The organism is Roseimaritima multifibrata (genome assembly GCF_007741495.1).
GTDB lineage: Bacteria > Planctomycetota > Planctomycetia > Pirellulales > Pirellulaceae > Roseimaritima > Roseimaritima multifibrata.
In genome coordinates, this window is the sequence record NZ_CP036262.1 from 1,401,903 (window position 1) to 1,418,650 (window position 16,748).

The following is a 16,748-nucleotide window of genomic DNA, read 5'->3' on the forward strand; positions in this document are numbered from 1 at the left end:
GCCTGAAGTCGCTTGTCTGCTGTTCGCTCTCTGCCTATTGAACTTGTGGAATGATGGGTTGGCGATTGTGCGGCGATAGGCTCGTCCAACGAAAGTTGTGTGCTGACAAACATGGCTGGCGAGGGAGCGATGGGCGGCTGAAATACTTTGGGTGGGGGGCTGGGGCGGTCGGAAAGGTTTGCTGAAATGCGCACTTGCTGCTCTCGATGACTCGCGTGAGAAGTGGTCCGTAGTGGCAAGTTTCGAAACGGTGCTTCTTTCGAAAGGCGAAGCTTCGCTGGCAGAGAGGGGGGGCAACTGGTTAATGCTTCGGGTGACAGTGCTTTGCGTTCATAAGGGGGGGCTCTCGCCTCCATTTTATGTTTCTGAAAATGGTCATTATGGCCGCAGGGCTGCCCCTTGAAGTAACGGTGTCGTTAAAATCTATGCGTTGTCACTGACAAGAGGGCAGGCAGTGGCAGCCGCAGAGGTTCTTGGGCTGCCTGCGTAAATAGAAGCAGCGAGATTTTTAATAGGATGTGGGCAGCAACAACGGTTCTTTACGGGACAAACGTAGGCAAGACTAACGCGGTTTTCGCAGTGCTGGCTGAAAAGGGAGTTGAGGGCAAGCTAGCGACAGCACTCTTGCAGGCGCAGAAAGCAATCGTCGATGTGAGGAAAGCGGATTTCGCAAATGGCGTGAGTGCCGCTTCGCTGACGCCGGTCCCGACAAAAGCCATCTGTCGAATTTTGACCGTTTCCGGACTGCCGTTTCGGTGGGGATGGAGCCTCGATCAGCCTCTGCTTCTCTTGCTCGATCTGCCGTGTGGCCAAGTTGTCTTTTACGCTTCAAAAAGGCATGCGGGGCCCGACTACCATGGCGGAATAGACCAACGTCAGTGGAGCGAGGGAAACGTTATCGCCTATGCCGATTCGCTGCTGTCGGAAGACGGTTTGCCAGCAGAGCAGCCTTCGCGCTAAGCGACGAACTGGCTGCTGGGTAACCGATAGCCACGGTGCAGACAGCGGTGCCGATTCGAATCACCAGCGTTAGGCTGGGCGATTCGAATCTCGCGACCGCGTTTTTCCACTACTCGTCTGCAGGTTTCTCGTCTGCAGGTTTCTCATCTGCAGGTTTCTCATCTGCAGGTTTTTCGTCTGCAGGTTTCTCGTCTGCAGGTTTCTCGTCTGCAGGTTTTTCGTCTGCAGGTTTCTCGTCTGCAGGTTTCTCGTCTGCAGGTTTCTCGTCTGCAGGTTTTTCGTCTGCAGGTTTTTCATCGCTCATCTTCGCGTCGTCGGTGGAATCCTTTTTGGATTCTTCTTCTTCGCTTGAAGGCTTTGGAGGTTCTGCAGTTGTGTCATCTGCTTTCGGGGCACCCGAAGTTGCCTTTTGAGCTCCCTTGATCATTTCCCTGAAGTCGATTTTCAACAGGTCTTTCTGCCGTTGCTCTTCGTTCAGTTCACGTTGCTGATCAAGCAAGGTTTCATATTCCTCGCCTGTGTTCGCTCCGGAATCTCTAGCATCCACGAATCGTTTTAGTGGGAAATCGTCTGGGTAATCTTCCCGTTCGATAGCCCGTTGGTAACGTGCGAGCGAATCGGGTAGGTCGTCACTTGCGGCGTCAAACATGAGCAATGGGAACTGCTCGAAGACCTCTGCCCATTTGACCCAGGCCAATTCGTACTTCTCGATCGCTTCATCTAGTTCCGCTTCTTTGTTCAGTTGGTCCGCTTCATAGACCAAGCGACGCGCTTCCAGCATGGTGTCGGTCTGCTCGGCTAGAGCTCGCGTTTCCCAGTACTCAAAGTTCACTTGTTGGCGGTAACCCTCTACCTTCTCTAAACGCCGTCGTGCCAATTGCAGTTCGTCCGTTAGTTCGATAGCTCGTAGTTGTTGGGCGTCCGGTAACTGCTTCGCGATCAACTGAGCGGAAGGTTTGACCGCTTCCTGTAGTCGATCAAATTCCAGCTGTTGTTCGGAAACCAGGTCATTGCGGTCCATCGCAAGTAGTTCGCGTTCGGTTGCCGACAATTTTTCTTTGGCTTCCTTGAGCAAGCGTTCTCTGGCATCGGAGGAAATGGAGTCCAGTTCAGCTTGCAGGTCGACGATCCGCTGTTCCAGTTCCCCTTCTTCGCCAAGACGAATAGTGAATTCTGCAGTGGTCGGAATCGTTTCCTGGCTGTAGGCATCCCAGCCATCGCTGGCGTTCTGCCAAGCACGCTGGGCAGCTACGGTAAGGTCCCCTTCTTCCTCGATGGCGATCGCGTGGTTGAATAACCATTTTGGACCGGTTTCGTAGTAATGCAGAGGTGTTTTGCGGCGCAGAGGAACCCCGCCGGCACGCGTTAGTTCGTAACCGCGATTCAGCCATTGCCGACCGACCAGCCAGTTGTCCGGTTTGCGATCTGGGCCGAGGCTCTCGTTGCTGTCCAGGTCAATTCCTTCTTCGCGAATCCGCTCGTGTAGTGGAGTGTCATCACGGAAGAGGCGACGGAACTGGGTGTGTTCATCCGACCGTCCAATTTTTTGCCCGTAGTACCATCCGGTGGTCCAGACGAGTACCGGAGCCTTACGGTTCTGGCGAACTCCTTTTTCCAGATACTCGGTCCCGCCGATGACCCATTCATAGCGTTGGCGGTAATCATCGAATTCAGCCGAAACATTGAAGCTCATGTTGTGAGCTTGGAATTCCCAGACCTTTTCGAAGTGTGGTTGTAGCAGGGTGATGTTGTTCAACGTCGCACGGAGGCGATCCCATTCGTGATGGATCTTGTGCTCGTGTGCTTTGTTCCACAGCATCGTCGCAGCGACTCCACGAAGTCCCAAAGAACTTAGTTTCATCGTTTCGCTGGCGGGATTGATTTCTCCAAGGTCGGCCTCGGAGATTTCAAAATCATCTCGCATTTGCGTTAGTTGTCCTCCGGACTGTTCCTCGCCACTGTTCGGTTGCCCGAGCAGAAACAGGGGGATCAGCATGAGGATAAGGATGGCCAAGTAGACCAGCTTATTTGTAAGACCGTGCGATAGGTTCATGCTGCGATCTCCCTAGTCTTAAGACAGAAGTAACTAATTAAGAACGCGAGTAAAAAGTAGCAGAACGTTGTGGTCGCATGCCTTAACAGCAGGCTGTCAAAGATGTCAAAGCCACCCGCTGCGTATTCCGCTGTTTCTAACATCTTCGGCAGGTTGGGAAGCGAAGTGGCCAACGCGTCCATGCTATAGACCGCGACCAAGTCGATTCCTTTTACGATTTTCGCCGTCAATGGATCGACGTCCAGTTCGGTCGTCATCGCATCCTGGCGTACCAAGCGGATCAATGATTCAACCGGCCCACCTCCCATGTCTTGGTTCGTATCGAGGTAATGCCGGACGTCGTAGATCCGTTCGGCGGAGAACCCCATCAATACGCAGACAAAGGTCATCAGCATCGCGACCGGCCCGTTCAGGAAAGTACTGAACATGACGCCAAAGGAAATCACCATGACCATCTGCAGCCAGATCGAGAAGTAGGCCTTGGTCAGGTTCCAGGCAAACGACGTTTCGTGAGGACGCAAGAAAACGTCTCCGCGTGTCATGCCGAGGTATTGTCCGCGGTCCAAGCAACGCAGTTCTAGCTGTAGTGTTCCGTCTTCGGTAACCAAGTCTTCGAAAACATTCAGTTCGCGATTTTCCTCTCCGTCGTTTCCTTCGATGGTGAGAGGCAACTGGTATTCGTCGACTTGGTATTCCTGGACGACAAAGGTGCGTGGATCGCTGACGGCTCCCGTTTCAGGGTTCCGCAGCGTGATCGTTGCTCGCAAGCCTTGGTCGATGATTCCCTTGTGAGCACGGTAGGCTCGCAAGTTGAACTGCAGGGTGATGAAATCTTGGTAACGATCAGGAGTCACGTTGTAGAACGTATAGATCCCGGCTCCCAGGCTTCCCCCTTCGACATACCCGAATTCGATACGTTTGGCTTGGCTGGTTTTGCCAAACAAACGTTCCAAACCAGCACTACCGTATCCACCACTCGTTTTTTCGTAGCCGGTGTCGATCCCCTGGCTGCTTTCCTGGCCGTCGCGGCTGAGGAAATAAAGATCGCCATAAGAGGGGACTCGAGCGGTTAAGCCACCAAGGGGTGCGGAGATAACGTAATCTTCCGAACCTTTGTCGCGGCGGATCGTGTGTTGATGGCCGCGAGCGACATTGGTTTCACCGATCAGGTTGCCCTCTTCGTCCTCGAAGAGCGTGAAGGTGTGTTGATGATTGCGATCAAAGGTTGTCTTGCCAACAAACGTACCATCGGGCAGTTGCTCGATCTGTTCGACGCCAGCATGGTCATGGTCCAGCCCGCGAGTCACAAAGAAATAGCTGGCGATGCCCATTGGAGCAAGCAAGCACGTTCCCACGGCGACAAATCCACCGATCCTACCAAGCACAATTTCAGTGGCTCGGACGGGCTTGGTGACAATGGTGTAGATCGTCTTGTTTTGAATATCCGCTGGCAGGCTGAAAGCACTGATAAATAATGCCAGAATCAAAATCAGATAGTTCGTCGCTGTCAGCACAAAGCTGATGTAAAGCCTAGCAGGGTCGTTGCTGCTGGGATTTAGGTACCAACCGGCAAAAAGTAAACCAACCACAAAAATGGCGGCGACCACAAGGACTTTGCGGCGAATCGCTTCTTTAAAGGCTAGGCGACTTAGTGCGTAAACTCGAGCAACCGAGGTTCCGGGCAGGTCTTTCGTAAACAGTTCGCGAATGACGCGAGCCACCGAATAGAAACCTTCGCTGGGGCCTTTGCGAAGTGCCGCGATGAAATAGCCGACGATCAGTCCGGCGACAATCGCCATCAGGATCAGAACGATTCCTTGCAGCAGTGCACTTTGTAAAAAAGCATTAGGACGAAGCAGCCATTCGCTGTACGTCCAAAAATCTTCAGGCTGAAGCGTCATCATGATTAAGCGCCCTCGCCACTGGAATCGGCTGAATCACTACTCTTCTTGTTCGACTCATTCGATCCGTCGGTTTCGGAAGCCGTCGACAAGCGACGAGCTCCAGGGCGGGATTCGCTTTCGCGAACGATATTGAGGAATAGGTCCTCCATCGTTGCGGTCGGATTATCGATCGATTCCAGTTTGCCACCGTGACGCTGAATCAGTTCTTTGATTTCGGTCTTGGCTTCTTCGGTCAGTCCGCGAGCGTGAACCTCGGTAACGTCTTGAACCTTCAGCAAATCGCTGACGCGGCCCATTTCTTTCAGTTCACCTTGGTGCAGAATCGCGACGCGGTCACAAACGTCTTGGACGTCGGCCAGTTGGTGGCTGCACAGCAGGATCGTTTTCCCTTGGTCGCGAAGACTAAGGATCAAATCCTTCATCTCTCGCGTTCCGATCGGGTCCAAGCCGGTGGTCGGTTCGTCCAGCATGATCAGGTCAGGGTCGTTGATCAGAGCCTGAGCCAACCCGACGCGTCGAGTCATCCCTTTGGAGTATTCGCGAAGCTGACGATGGCGAGCCGATTCCAGCCCCACCAACTTGATCAGTTCGCTGACCCGTTTCTTTCGCTCGGCCGCCGACATATTGAACAACCGGCCGTAGAAATCAAGCGTTTCTTCAGCGGTCAAAAATTTATAGAGGTAGGATTCTTCCGGCAGGTAGCCGATCCGTTCGTTCTTGCTGGTCTCGGTGGCGTCCTTGTCAAAGACCAGAACCCTTCCGCTGGTGGGGAATAGCAGGCCCAGGATCAGCTTGATCGTGGTCGATTTACCACTGCCGTTTGGTCCCAAAAGTCCAAAGATTTCACCTTTTTGGACCTCGATATCCAAACTTTTTAGCGCATGGACCTTCTTCCGGCCCCAGAAGTCCCGGTATATCTTGCTCAGGTTACGTGTTTCAATCACCACTTCGCGACTGGTAGCGGTTGATTGGGAGGATTCTGCGACGGAGGATGCTTGTTCAGTCTCCACGGCGACTCTTTCCGCGGTTGGCGATAGAGAGACAATGACAAAAAAAGAATAGACTCATGCGATGATACGCTGCGGCAGGCCGGACGGTTCGGTCCCTGGTCGTGGAACGTTGTGCTCTTTTTCTACCTTTCGTTTGCCCAGCCAAGGCGTCCCTGAAATTGTCCGAAGAATCGCAGCCTTTTGGCCCCCCGGCCCCCCATGATCCAGAGCTCCAGAAAGCGATGGAGTACCTGTATGGGCAGATTAATTATGAACGAGTGGCCAATCCTGGGCATCCGTTCCGGTTGGCCCGAATGCGCAGTTTGCTGAACCAGCTGGGAAATCCCGACCGTGACCTGGTGATTGTCCATATCGGTGGGACCAAGGGGAAAGGGAGCACGTCGACGATGGTCGCCGCCATGCTGACGTCCGGAGGTGTCCGCACCGGTCTGTACACATCGCCCCACTTAAATCAGCTGGGGGAGCGATTTCGAGTCGATGGAAAGCCCTGTGCGGGGCCCGAATTGGTCTCGCTGGTCGCCGCTGTGCGAGAGGCCGCTGAGCGGCTGGAACGAGACGGCAAGGGAGCGGTGACGTTCTTCGAGCTGACAACGGCGATTGGATTGCTGCACTTTAAGCGTAGCGGTTGCCGGGCGGCCGTCCTGGAGGTTGGCCTGGGAGGGCGGCTGGATAGCACAAACGTCTGTACGCCTGAAATCACCGCTCTCACCTCGGTCGGCCTGGACCATCAGCATATCCTGGGGGAACGCGTCGAGCAGATCGCGTTGGAAAAAGCAGGGATTTTCAAGGCTGGTATCCCGGCGATCAGTGGAGTCGCATCCGGTCCGGCCGCGGATGTCATTCATCAGGTGGCAGAGAGTGTCGGAGCCCCGCTGTTCGTCCGCGAGCGAGATTTTAAGGTGACGGAACAGGGGAAAGCCAAGGATTGGGGGATCCTGTTCGATTATTCATCAAAACTTGAGGGGGGAATCGACCGGAGTTCCTGGAGTCTCCCGCTGGAAGGGGCACATCAAGCCGAAAACGCAGCGGTAGCCTTGGCAATCGTGGATGCCCTGGCCGCCAAAGGAAGCGTGTCCGTTTCCTTGGAAGATCAGCGATCGGGGTTGGAAAACGTCTTCTGCCCGGCTCGGATCGAGCGATTTCAGGGGAGCCCGACGGTGCTGCTGGATGCGGCTCACAATGATGATTCCGTCGCTGCATTGGTGCAGGTCATTGAACGAAGACGCGGCGGACGACGCGTCGCGGTCCTGTTTGGCACCAGCCAGGACAAAGACGCGACAGCTCAGCTAAAACGGTTGCTGCCCGTCTGTGAAAATCTGGTGATCACTCGCTTTCACGAGAATCCTCGTTGGCAAAATCCGGAAAAATTGCTCGCCATTTGCGAGGAATTAGCGTCGGAGAATGCCGCCCAGGGGGATTCCGGCGAAATCGTATCGTCTCATTGGGTTCGGCAGGACGATCCGGTCACGGGGCTGGCTTTAGCCAGTCAATTAGCAGGTCCCGACGGATTGGTCGTCGTGTGTGGCTCCTTTTTCCTCGCCGCAGAGCTGCGTCCGCTGCTGGTGAGCGGTAGGTCTCAAAACGTCCCAGCCCGCGGCATCCGCGAAGGATAGCGGATCGTTTTTTGTAGCCTTTCGCGGGGGGGGAGGATGGCGGTGTCGTAGCTCCGCTTTTCGTAGCTCCGCCTCTCGGGACGTGCGATTTATAGGTGAAGTAAGTCTGGCTCCCCTCGCCCTCAAAACAAGCTCGTTTAAAACAGGTTTGATACTGAATCAACGGTTCGCCAGCTAATTCAATTAAGTACGATTCAAAAGCTTGTTTTGGGGGAGAGGGGCTGGGGGAGAGGGGCCGACAGCGTTGGGCAAGGCGTTGCATAATCGCTTGGAATCCGAAGCGTTAAACGCGTCTTCGCTGCAAAATCGCCGCCTGGTAATCTCCCCCTCTCCCCCCAGCCCCTCTCCCCCAAGCAAGCTCCACTAAATCAAACAAAGAGGCAGAGATCACGCAATGAGCTAGCAGAGATTTCTTCCGCGCCAAAGAGCTCGCTTAGGGGCGAGGGGAGCCAGACTTACTTCATTTATAAATCGCACGTCCCCCGAGGCGGAGAGATCAGTAAGCACGAGTCTCGGAGAGACTCTGCTACGGGCCAATGCAGTGCCGTGGATGGCGGTGACGCAGCTCCGCTTTTCGTAGCTCTGCCTCTCCGAGGCGGAGAACCCAGCGCACACGCTTCTTTCTGTGCGTTTGTTCATGCTTTTGGTTTTTGACGCCCGGAAAGTTTGTTCCCTTTCGCTCTGCGAACGACGCATTCTGAGGGGGGGGCGTTCTTTCCCGGAGCGAAAGGCGACAATTTTGGTTTGGGGGGCTAAATCGACTGCCTGCTTGGGCTCGGTTGCCAACCGTCCTCCCCGATGCGAGAAAATTTCTTTGGGGACCAACTGGCGGGAATTGTTGGTTTCCCCTCCGCTAGCATTAAAAACCTTTGGATCCTCGCGGCAATCTCAGTTGACCCGAGGGGCGTCGTCGATATTCTGGAGTTTCCACGAAGGGGTAAGTCGAAAACGACACCAGTGCATAAGCCTTTTGCTTGCAATAGGTTAGTGCAATGGGCGCCCTCCGCGAGTCCGCCTTGTGTGGATCCAGTATTACCAGCCTGCGGCCACGGGCTGTTCGTGCCAGAGTCGGCTGAGCCGATTCGAGGGATTCACAGTTCTGGCACATGACGTGCCAGTCTGCGGCGGCACCTTTCCCTCCCAAACGGGAAAAAGGTGCAGGCTGATGACCGTTGCAGGGCACAGGGAAGTGTCCTGGTCAGGCTTTGCTACCTGCGAAGTTTCGCTTCCTTCATCGGGAGTGAGGCTGCGGCTCAGGCCTGGGCGACGGAGAGCGGGTTGGGGCCGAGGGTCACGATGCGGAAATTGGTTGGCGGATGTTCGTTCCAGTAGCGGACGATATCGTCGCTGGTGATCGATTCAATTCGGTCTTCCAGCTCCTGTGCTGGCATGACTCGACCAAGGTGGTACCAGTCACTGACCATCGATGAAGCCCGCGACGCACTTGATTCTTGCTCCATGATCAAGTTGCTTTGGACGCGAACCTTTAAGCGTCGCAGTTCGTCCTCGTCGACTCCGTCGACAATCGCTTTGATTTCTCGCAGGGTGACATCAAGCGTTTCTTGAGCGCGTTCGACGGTCGTTCCCGCATACCCAAAAACGCCGCCGATTCCTTTTAGCGAATGGCAACCGGCCGAAACGGAGTAACACAGTCCACGCTGCTCACGAACACGGTCGAACAATCGGCTGCTCATCCCGTCGCTCAGAACCCCCATCCCAGCTCGCAAAGCAAAATAGTCTTTGTGCCCAAAGGAAACCGCTGGATAAGCGAACGCGATATGGGTTTGTTGCGAAGCGTGTTGCAGGTGTTTGTAGAGCGCTGGCGGAGTTTCTTGTGGGGGAATCGGTTGCGGTGGTTTGGATTGCCAATCGCCCCACAGCCGTTCGACCTGTTCCAGCGTTTTGTCCCAATCAAAGTTCCCCGCGATCGCCAAGATCGCTCCGGAGGACTGATAGAACTGAGTGTAGAAGTTCCGGATATGATCGGAGGTGACCGCGGTCAGTCCCTTTTCGGACCCGTAGATGCTTCTTCCTAGCAGCGGGCCATAGTGCAAGGTTTTCAGCAATGTCATCACACGCTGAGTCGGTTCATCACTGATCGCGTGCAGTTCTTGCAGGGCGACCGCTTGAGCGTCTTCCAGTTGGTCCGCAGGGAGATGCGGCCGGCGGGAAACATCGGCATAGATCTCCAACGCCGAATCAAGCGAGTCGGCTGGCATCGCCGCTCCAAAGGAGACGTGTGCGGTGGAAACGCCGGCCGATCGATCCATCCCCAAGTGATCTTGAACGGCAGCTAGGTCCCGGCTGTTACGGCTGCCCGCTCCACGCTGAACCATTTCGCAGACGAGGCCCGACAATCCAGCCAAATGCTCTGTTTCTCGCTGGACTCCGGCAGGTAAGCAAAGCGAAAACGCTGCGGTTCGAAGCCAGGGCATAGGCTCACCCAACAGCGTCAACCCATTCTCGAAAACGTGGGATCGAGTGTGTGACGAGGAGTCAGTCGATGAGATCAAGAGAGCGCCTTTCGTGCAATCATTAATGCAATTCGGTGCTATGGCAAAGCAATACCGTAGATAGATGAAGCCTGACTATATCTGCCAATAGAGGTTGGTTCCATAGCCTGGGATAGATGGTAGTCGCGGCAAGGAATTTTCGTTCCCACCTTCTTAGCGGAACGGCGCAAGCCGTCCGGCCTTTTGCACGCAGGGGCTGTCGACGGGCCGGAGGGCTCGCGTCCTGCCGCTAGGAATTAGGAATTCTCTTCGCGATACGCGACGCCTTGCTTTGGGCTACTCAAAAAGCTGCATTTGGCCGTCGGTGCTGGGACGCTGGAAATGTTTGGTTTCCAGGCTGGGCAATCGCCGCGGCAATTCCAGCTTTTTGCTCATCGCGTTAAACAAGGCCCGGATCTGTTGGGCGACGACTCCGCTGCCAAACATGCGTTGATTGAATTCCGAGCGATTCAGTTTGCCTTCACGCGTTTGCTCGATTCGCCCCAGAATTTTTTCAGCCGCATCGGGAAAGGTTCTTTCCAACCATTCCACAAATACTGGTTCCACGGTGAGTGGTAACCGCAGAAGCGTATAATTGGCCGCGGTCGCTCCGGCTTTCTTTGCGGCTTCCAGTACCGGGCGAATCTGGTCGTCGTTTAATCCAGGGATCATGGGCGCAACCATCACGCCGACCGGGATCCCCGCCGCAGTCAGTTCTTCCATTGCCCTTAGCCTGGCCAGCGGCGTACTGGTGCGTGGTTCCATTTTTCGCGCCAGTTCGGCATCCAGCGAATTGATCGATAGGAATACTTTGGCCAATCCTTTGGCTGCTAAGGGGCCCAGCAAATCGATGTCTCGAGTCACAAGTGCGTTTTTTGTGATGATCCCGATCGGCTGTTGGAATTCGGCAGCGACCTGTAAACATTGTCGGGTGAGCTGGAATTCGCGTTCGGCCGGTTGGTAACAGTCCGTGACGCCGGAGAAGACGATCGGGGCAGGTTCCCAGGCCTTGCGCATCAAGAAGCTGCGAAGCAGGCTAGCCGCCTCTTTCTTCACGATGATCTTGGTTTCAAAATCAAGCCCCGCGTTTAGGCCGAGGTACTCGTGAGTCGGTCGAGCGTAGCAATAGGAACAAGCATGCACGCAGCCTCGGTACGGATTCAGGCTGTACTGAAAAGAAATGTCGGGAGAATTGTTCTTGGAAACAATGCTCTGCGAATCATCGGGAAGGTATTCAATCGGGCGGCGAAGATGGTTCGCATGATGCGGATCCTCTTCGTGTAATTGTTCGAAGTCCGATTCGGTATGGATGCTATGAAAACGGTTGGGTGGATCAATGTTCGAACCATGACGCATGAAATCCGTCCTTAGGCTTTTCGAATAAAGTCCGCTGCGTAACTGCGAACTTCGGTTCCATTAAGAACGTGGACCATGCGTAATTGTTGCACTTCGACACTACTGAAACTGGCAAGGGGAACGTGGACCAGTTGCTTTTTGTAGCGTCGTGCTAGCCGTCGCCAGCCCGCTCCGGGCGGCAGCGAGGAAACCAAGGCGATCTGTTTTCCACGTCCGTACATACAAGCGGCCGCTAACAGGCGTTCTTCAACGGAATCGACAAAGTCCAGTCGGGGATCGGTCCAGATATCGGGGATAACCATCGGCGGGAAAAGGAATAGGGCACCTCCGTACACACTCAATCCGATTCCTGGGCCGACCATTTCCTGGCGGAAATCGGTTGCGTAAAAGGCCATCGTCGATTCGTTGTCGTTTTCCGCAAACCACGTTGTTCGCCACGGGTAGTCGCGCGGATCTGCAGGGCTGTCAAACAGCATCACGCAAGCATCCAGTTGCCCTCGGGTGGGCGGGTTCACGCGAACGTAAATCTGTTTGTCGTACCAGTGACGGAGCGTGTCACGAATGTCGATCCCGTCTTTGACGCTGGTCGTGAATTTTTCGGTGCGAGCAAGGTCGTTGCCGATGATCGCATGCGCGCGGTCAAAGATCCTTGCTCGAAAATTTTCGATGCGAACGTCTTCCGGAGGGAAACTGCATTGCCGAAACGGGTTCCACGAAAACTTCCACTTGTCCGATTCCTCGCGAGTCGGACGCCGCTGCAGTTGCATGGTGCGCCACAATGCTGCGGGACCCGGCAAGCGATTGACCAAATCATGGACTTCGCCATCGGGAAAGCGAACTTGGTCGATTCCTAGAACCACCGATTCACCGGTTGGCGGTCTGGAAAAGGGATATTCGCTCGCTTGTTCGACCACGTGCAAAGCAAACGGGTCGCCAAGGATCTGTTTGGCGGCGGTCAAGATCGTGTAAAGGTCGGGCGTCATGCGTCGCCCCATCAGCGACAGGTTGCGAATGTATTTGACGCATTGCGAAAGCAGCAGCGGCGTGGTCGGTCGGGCTCGCCTGCCGAATTCTTTGCGGTAAGCGTCACGTCCTGCGAGCAGCAGTTCTTTCAGCCCATCGATCGATAGGTTTTCGTCGTCCTCTAGTTCCGCACGAGCTCGTTCATATAGCCCGGTGATAAAAGGCAGTTCACCGAACAGGAACGTTAGCGAACGTGGATCGACGTCGTAACTCTGCGGAGTTTCCACCGCGGCTCCGGGCGTGGTTTCAATTTGGTTCGACTGATAGAGTTCTCGAATCCAAGGCCAGTGCAGCACGCTGCAGACAAATAGGATGCGCTGATGCTGCTGAGAAAGGATGTGTAGCTGTGCCGCCATGTGAGTCAGGCGGTCACGAGGTTGTCCGTCCGGGGGGCGCGGAATGCTGGGGAGGATCGCTGCCGCATAACGTTCTGGCGAGACATGTTTTAGTGCAAACGGGTCTGGAAGAATCGCGGTCTGAGGCTGGAACGGATCGGTTTCTAGGTCGACGTAGGCCCGCGGGATGTGCTCGCCAAGTGCCGAGCGAATGGCCGTGATGACCGGTTGGCAGGGATCGATCGGGACATAGCTGTACGGATCGTTTTCTGGTTCTTCCTCTTCCTGCGTTTCCCATTCGGCCGATTCCGACCATTCGGGTTGTGCCCATTGCTGCGGAGAATTGGCAGAGTACCGTGGCGCTGTTCTCTGGATCACGATCCCCGGTTTCGGCAATCGTAAAACCGCTTCTTCAACCGGTGCGCGAAAGGATTCTGGAAGAGGCAATGCCACGCAGTCAAAGCGGTACTCCAACATCCAGCGGCGAACGGCAAGGGAGCACTCGCCGCTACCGTGGGTGACCGGCAGGACTGCGATTCGATCGCCAATCCGCAATACTTCAGGAATCTCTTTCATTGCGACCTAATATACCCCGTCAGTGGTTGTAACGTCCGGCATCGAAGGAGACTGCCTGTGAAAAACGAGAAAGCGTTTCAAAACTTTCTCGCTTGGGAAGCTCCTATCAGGATCAACCGGCGACGTCGCCTTGTTGCCAATTTCCGTCGACATACCGCCAAGTCGACCCGGTTGGGTTTTTGTTCGCCAGCAATGCGGGCAGTCGGCTGTCACGCACGTTGTCGTAACTGGTCAGTTTGGCAAACCGGGAAATCGCCGCGGGGATTCCGACCGCAGTGAAACCGGGATGACCGGTCGCTGGGAAGGGGCCACCGTGATTCATTGCGGGGCTGACGGCGACACCGGTAGGCATTTTGTCGTTCAGCAATCGTCCGACGCGTGGTGTCAGCGCGAAGGCCAGTTGGTCATAAGCCGCTTCGTCACTGTCGTCGGTTGCTGTGTATAGGCAGCCGGTAAGGTTGCCTTCTAATTGGTCCAGCACGGAGGTTGCCTGATCAAGGTCTTTTGCCACCACCAGCAAAGAGGCGTTCCCAAAAGCTTCGGTTTGGAAGGTTTCAGGATCGGTTAAGAACTGTTCCGCCGAACATTTCAGCAGGGTGTTGGATACCGCACAGCGGTCGGTTTCCGCTTTCCCATCGCCGGCCAATCGCTCGGCTCCGGCATCGACCAAAATCTGGACGCTTTTGCTTAGCGAAGTTGCGACTGCAGGCGAAAGCAATGTTCCCGCGGGTGCCGCTGCGAAGCGTTCGGTGACGGTCGATACAAAGGTTTCTGTCGCGGGATCTTCGATCAGCAGGACCATCCCCGGGTTGGTGCAAAACTGTCCGGTTCCCATCAGCACGCTGGTCATGAATTCGTCAGCGATCTCGGCCCCTCGCTGCTGGAGGGCAGCGGGAGTGATGGCGACAGGATTGACGCTGGACAATTCCAAGTAGATCGGTTTGCCGCTGCGGTCGGCGGCCGCTTTCAGTGCCAGGCCGGCGCTGCGGCTTCCCGTATAGCCTGTTGCCCCGCAGCGAGGATCCGAAACCATCCGTTCGCCATCGGCGTGTCCGGTTCGATAGATCAACTGGACGGTCGCTGCAGGCAGTCCGTTTGCTTGGGCCGCCGCAAAGGCTTGCTCGGCCAGCAGTCGAGTCGTTTCAGGGTGCGATGAATTGGCTTTGGCGATCACCGGGTTGCCCGCTGCAATCGCCGCTGCAAAATCGCCACCGGCGACGCTGTTAAATGCAAACGGAAAATTGTTTGGCCCAAACACACAGATAGGGCCAAGGGATTCAAAGCAAGAGCGGATGCCGCTGGCGGTATCGATGACGGCCGAGGCCCAGTCGCCTTGGACCGTGGCGGCTGCGGCTAAGCGAAGCTGGTTGCTGGTACGGGGAAGTTCTACGCCGCCCAGTCGCGGGCTGCGAGCCAATCCCGTTTCGTTAAACGCGGCTTCCACCAAAGTGTCTGCGGCGGCTTCGATCCGATCGGCATAATCTTTTAGGAACGCAGCGATCTTTTCGCGGGGGATGCGGCGAAGTTCGGTGGCCGCCGCTGCGGCAGCTTCCAGAGCCGCATCGCAGTCGCTCCAAGCACTTACGGGAAAGACCGCCGGAAGCGGTTCGTTCGTGTTCGGGTTGGTCGCTTGGAATGTTTTTCCGTCGGCCAGTTCAGCATTGCGCCAAGAGCCATTAATCAGAACCTGTTTAGTCTCAGTAGCCATGTGCGTGAATTATTATTGCTTAGAGAAAGATTGAAATGCGAATGGGAGGTTAGCGTATTGCGTTAAAGCGACCAGCCCAAGCGAGTTGCCGCATCGTGACGGGTAATCAAGTCGCGGCCACTTAGCCTTGGATGATGGAATTCGAAAGGGTCCCGACACCATTGATCGAGATATGGACCACGTCGTCAACGTTTAATGTAAACGAACTGTCGGGGACGATTCCCGTTCCGGTCATCAAGAAAGCGCCGTTGGGAAAGGAATTGTCGCGTCCCAGCCAACTCACCAGATCTTCAAATCCTCGCGCCAGTTCGGCTGCAGAGGTACGCCCTTCGAAAACGGTTTTCTGCTGGCGTTCGACAGCAAGGCGGACCCACAGGTCTTCGCCTTGAGGAAGTTCGTCCGTGATCGTTAACCAGGGGCCAAGACCCGCCGAAGCGTCGTAGCATTTGGCTTGAGGCAGATAAAGCGGGTTTTCACCCTCGATGTCTCGTGAGCTCATGTCGTTGCCGATCGTGTAACCAACGATCTTCAATTGACTGGAAAGAATCAGGGTGATTTCAGGTTCCGGTACGTTCCAGGTTGCATCGCTGCGGATTCGCAGCGGTTGTTGGTGCCCGCGGACTCGGCTGGCGGTCGCCTTGAAAAACAGTTCCGGACGATCGGCGGTATAAACGCGGTCGTAACATGAAGCTGCAGCGGTCGACTCTTCCATCCGCGCCGTTTGGCTCCGGCGATACGTGACGCCCGCTGCCCAGACTTCTTGGTCATCGATCGGTGGCAGCCAAGAAACATTGGCAAGTGGAATCGGTGTTCCCGAAGGTAGCGACCGAATCGTTTCGCTGGGGTTGGGTTCGTCCAGCAGGTCGGACAATCGTTGCAGCCCCTTTGCCTTAAGATCCAGAGGCACAAGTGTCTGCTCATCAATCCGTCCGACTGCGGCAATTCCGGTGTCGTCTAAATATTTTGCAATTTTCATAAATGCCAGGATAACCTTTCTTTGCGGCATTTTGCAGGTGTGCAGCGGCCGCCGGGAACGGGATTGAATAGTTTCCGCCTGTTCTCGGGCGGGGTTGCCGGTAGAATGGGGGCTCGAAGAGTCTTGGCGGATTTGGAACACATCAACCGCACACTTATACGGACCGTTTGACGATGAACGACAATCGCTTTCAGGGTCGCCGACAACTTGAGACGGCTGAAGGCTATTTGCAGTTAATTACGTCGGTCGCCAGTAAATGGGGCCTACGACGGTCATTGCGAGATCGGTTAGCTATCAAAGCTCTTCGGATCGCAGGAAACTCACCTGTTGATAGCGGGCATGCATGGCGTCGATTGTTTGTCATGGGACAAGCTCTGCGGATTTTACGCAAATACCGAGCTGCCTCGCGGCATCTTTTACGAGCCGCCCAGTTGGAACCGAAACGTTCCGAAATTTGGGTCGCCCTGGCGTGGTCCCTGCGACGGTCGGGACGTCTTCAAAATGCGGTCACCGCGGTCACGCGTGGCTTGTACTATACCCCGGACAGTCCTGGACTCCATTTCAACCTTGCGTGTTATCTGGCGCAACAGGGTGAAACGGATGAAGCGGTCACCGAACTGGAATGGGCGCTCGATCTGGATCCAGAATTGCGTCGCAAAGTCGATGCCGAGCGAGACTTCGATCCGATCCGGTTCGACCCCGCCTTTCAGGTCATCAATCAGTACGTGATCTAAACGCCGCG

At 55.3% G+C, this 16,748-nt stretch carries 11 protein-coding genes; 3 read left to right on the forward strand and 8 right to left on the reverse strand.

Features of this window, described 5'->3' with window-relative positions; translation table 11 throughout:
• Positions 1-516 precede the first annotated feature (516 nt).
• Positions 517-960 carry a hypothetical protein gene (locus FF011L_RS05280; RefSeq protein WP_145350637.1) on the forward strand — a complete coding sequence of 148 codons (444 nt, stop codon included), beginning with the start codon at positions 517-519 and terminating at the stop codon, positions 958-960.
• 109 nt (positions 961-1,069) lie between these two features.
• Here FF011L_RS05280 and FF011L_RS26755 read toward each other — a convergent pair whose 3' ends face one another.
• Genes FF011L_RS26755 through FF011L_RS05295 form a run of 3 tightly spaced genes read right to left on the reverse strand, consistent with a single transcriptional unit; the run spans position 1,070 to position 5,927 of the window.
• Complete coding sequence (locus FF011L_RS26755) at positions 1,070-3,013, reverse strand: IRE (iron responsive element) (RefSeq protein ID WP_246109757.1); 1,944 nt, start codon at positions 3,011-3,013, stop codon at positions 1,070-1,072.
• Positions 3,010-4,917 carry an ABC transporter permease gene (locus FF011L_RS05290; protein WP_246109758.1) on the reverse strand — a complete coding sequence of 636 codons (1,908 nt, stop codon included), beginning with the start codon at positions 4,915-4,917 and terminating at the stop codon, positions 3,010-3,012. The genes FF011L_RS26755 and FF011L_RS05290 overlap by 4 nt, the downstream gene beginning before the upstream one ends.
• 2 nt (positions 4,918-4,919) lie before the next feature.
• Entirely contained in the window at positions 4,920-5,927 is a 1,008-nt protein-coding gene (locus FF011L_RS05295) for an ABC transporter ATP-binding protein (protein ID WP_145350638.1), read from the reverse strand.
• Positions 5,928-6,085: 158 nt separating this feature from the next.
• Between FF011L_RS05295 and FF011L_RS05300 the strand changes: the two genes are divergently transcribed.
• The gene (locus tag FF011L_RS05300) at positions 6,086-7,540 is read left to right on the forward strand and encodes a bifunctional folylpolyglutamate synthase/dihydrofolate synthase (RefSeq protein ID WP_145350639.1); all 1,455 of its coding nucleotides are present in this window, start codon (positions 6,086-6,088) and stop codon (positions 7,538-7,540) included.
• A gap of 1,253 nt (positions 7,541-8,793) precedes the next feature.
• Here the strand turns inward: FF011L_RS05300 and FF011L_RS05305 are convergent.
• The 5 genes from FF011L_RS05305 to FF011L_RS05325 all read right to left on the reverse strand — a co-directional run bounded on the left by FF011L_RS05305 (position 8,794) and on the right by FF011L_RS05325 (position 16,006).
• The gene (locus FF011L_RS05305; RefSeq protein ID WP_145350640.1) at positions 8,794-9,975 is read right to left on the reverse strand and encodes a M16 family metallopeptidase; all 1,182 of its coding nucleotides are present in this window, start codon (positions 9,973-9,975) and stop codon (positions 8,794-8,796) included.
• A 354-nt stretch (positions 9,976-10,329) separates the two neighbouring features.
• Positions 10,330-11,388 carry a PA0069 family radical SAM protein gene (locus FF011L_RS05310; protein ID WP_145350641.1) on the reverse strand — a complete coding sequence of 353 codons (1,059 nt, stop codon included), beginning with the start codon at positions 11,386-11,388 and terminating at the stop codon, positions 10,330-10,332.
• A gap of 11 nt (positions 11,389-11,399) precedes the next feature.
• Positions 11,400-13,322: a hypothetical protein gene (locus FF011L_RS05315; RefSeq protein WP_145350642.1), complete on the reverse strand. Its 1,923-nt coding sequence runs from the start codon at positions 13,320-13,322 to the stop codon at positions 11,400-11,402.
• Between the two features lie 112 nt (positions 13,323-13,434).
• Complete coding sequence (locus FF011L_RS05320; RefSeq protein ID WP_145350643.1) at positions 13,435-15,030, reverse strand: aldehyde dehydrogenase (NADP(+)); 1,596 nt, start codon at positions 15,028-15,030, stop codon at positions 13,435-13,437.
• Positions 15,031-15,151: 121 nt separating this feature from the next.
• Positions 15,152-16,006, reverse strand: coding sequence for a fumarylacetoacetate hydrolase family protein (locus tag FF011L_RS05325; protein ID WP_145350644.1), 855 nt, complete (start codon positions 16,004-16,006; stop codon positions 15,152-15,154).
• A gap of 173 nt (positions 16,007-16,179) precedes the next feature.
• On the opposite strand from FF011L_RS05325, the gene FF011L_RS05330 reads away from it, so the two are divergent.
• Positions 16,180-16,740 carry a TPR end-of-group domain-containing protein gene (locus tag FF011L_RS05330; protein WP_145350645.1) on the forward strand — a complete coding sequence of 187 codons (561 nt, stop codon included), beginning with the start codon at positions 16,180-16,182 and terminating at the stop codon, positions 16,738-16,740.
• The last annotated feature ends 8 nt before the right edge of the window (positions 16,741-16,748 follow it).

What these genes read in the sequence shown, in the direction of transcription:
- FF011L_RS05280 (WP_145350637.1), top strand. Translation starts at nt 517, where the DNA reads ATGTGGGCAGCAACAACGGTTCTTTACGGGACAAACGTAGGCAAGACT.
- FF011L_RS05290 (WP_246109758.1), bottom strand. Translation starts at nt 4,917, where the DNA reads ATGATGACGCTTCAGCCTGAAGATTTTTGGACGTACAGCGAATGGCTG.
- FF011L_RS26755 (WP_246109757.1), bottom strand. Translation starts at nt 3,013, where the DNA reads ATGAACCTATCGCACGGTCTTACAAATAAGCTGGTCTACTTGGCCATC.
- FF011L_RS05305 (WP_145350640.1), bottom strand. Translation starts at nt 9,975, where the DNA reads ATGCCCTGGCTTCGAACCGCAGCGTTTTCGCTTTGCTTACCTGCCGGA.
- FF011L_RS05315 (WP_145350642.1), bottom strand. Translation starts at nt 13,322, where the DNA reads ATGAAAGAGATTCCTGAAGTATTGCGGATTGGCGATCGAATCGCAGTC.
- FF011L_RS05320 (WP_145350643.1), bottom strand. Translation starts at nt 15,030, where the DNA reads ATGGCTACTGAGACTAAACAGGTTCTGATTAATGGCTCTTGGCGCAAT.
- FF011L_RS05310 (WP_145350641.1), bottom strand. Translation starts at nt 11,388, where the DNA reads ATGCGTCATGGTTCGAACATTGATCCACCCAACCGTTTTCATAGCATC.
- FF011L_RS05325 (WP_145350644.1), bottom strand. Translation starts at nt 16,006, where the DNA reads ATGAAAATTGCAAAATATTTAGACGACACCGGAATTGCCGCAGTCGGA.
- FF011L_RS05330 (WP_145350645.1), top strand. Translation starts at nt 16,180, where the DNA reads ATGAACGACAATCGCTTTCAGGGTCGCCGACAACTTGAGACGGCTGAA.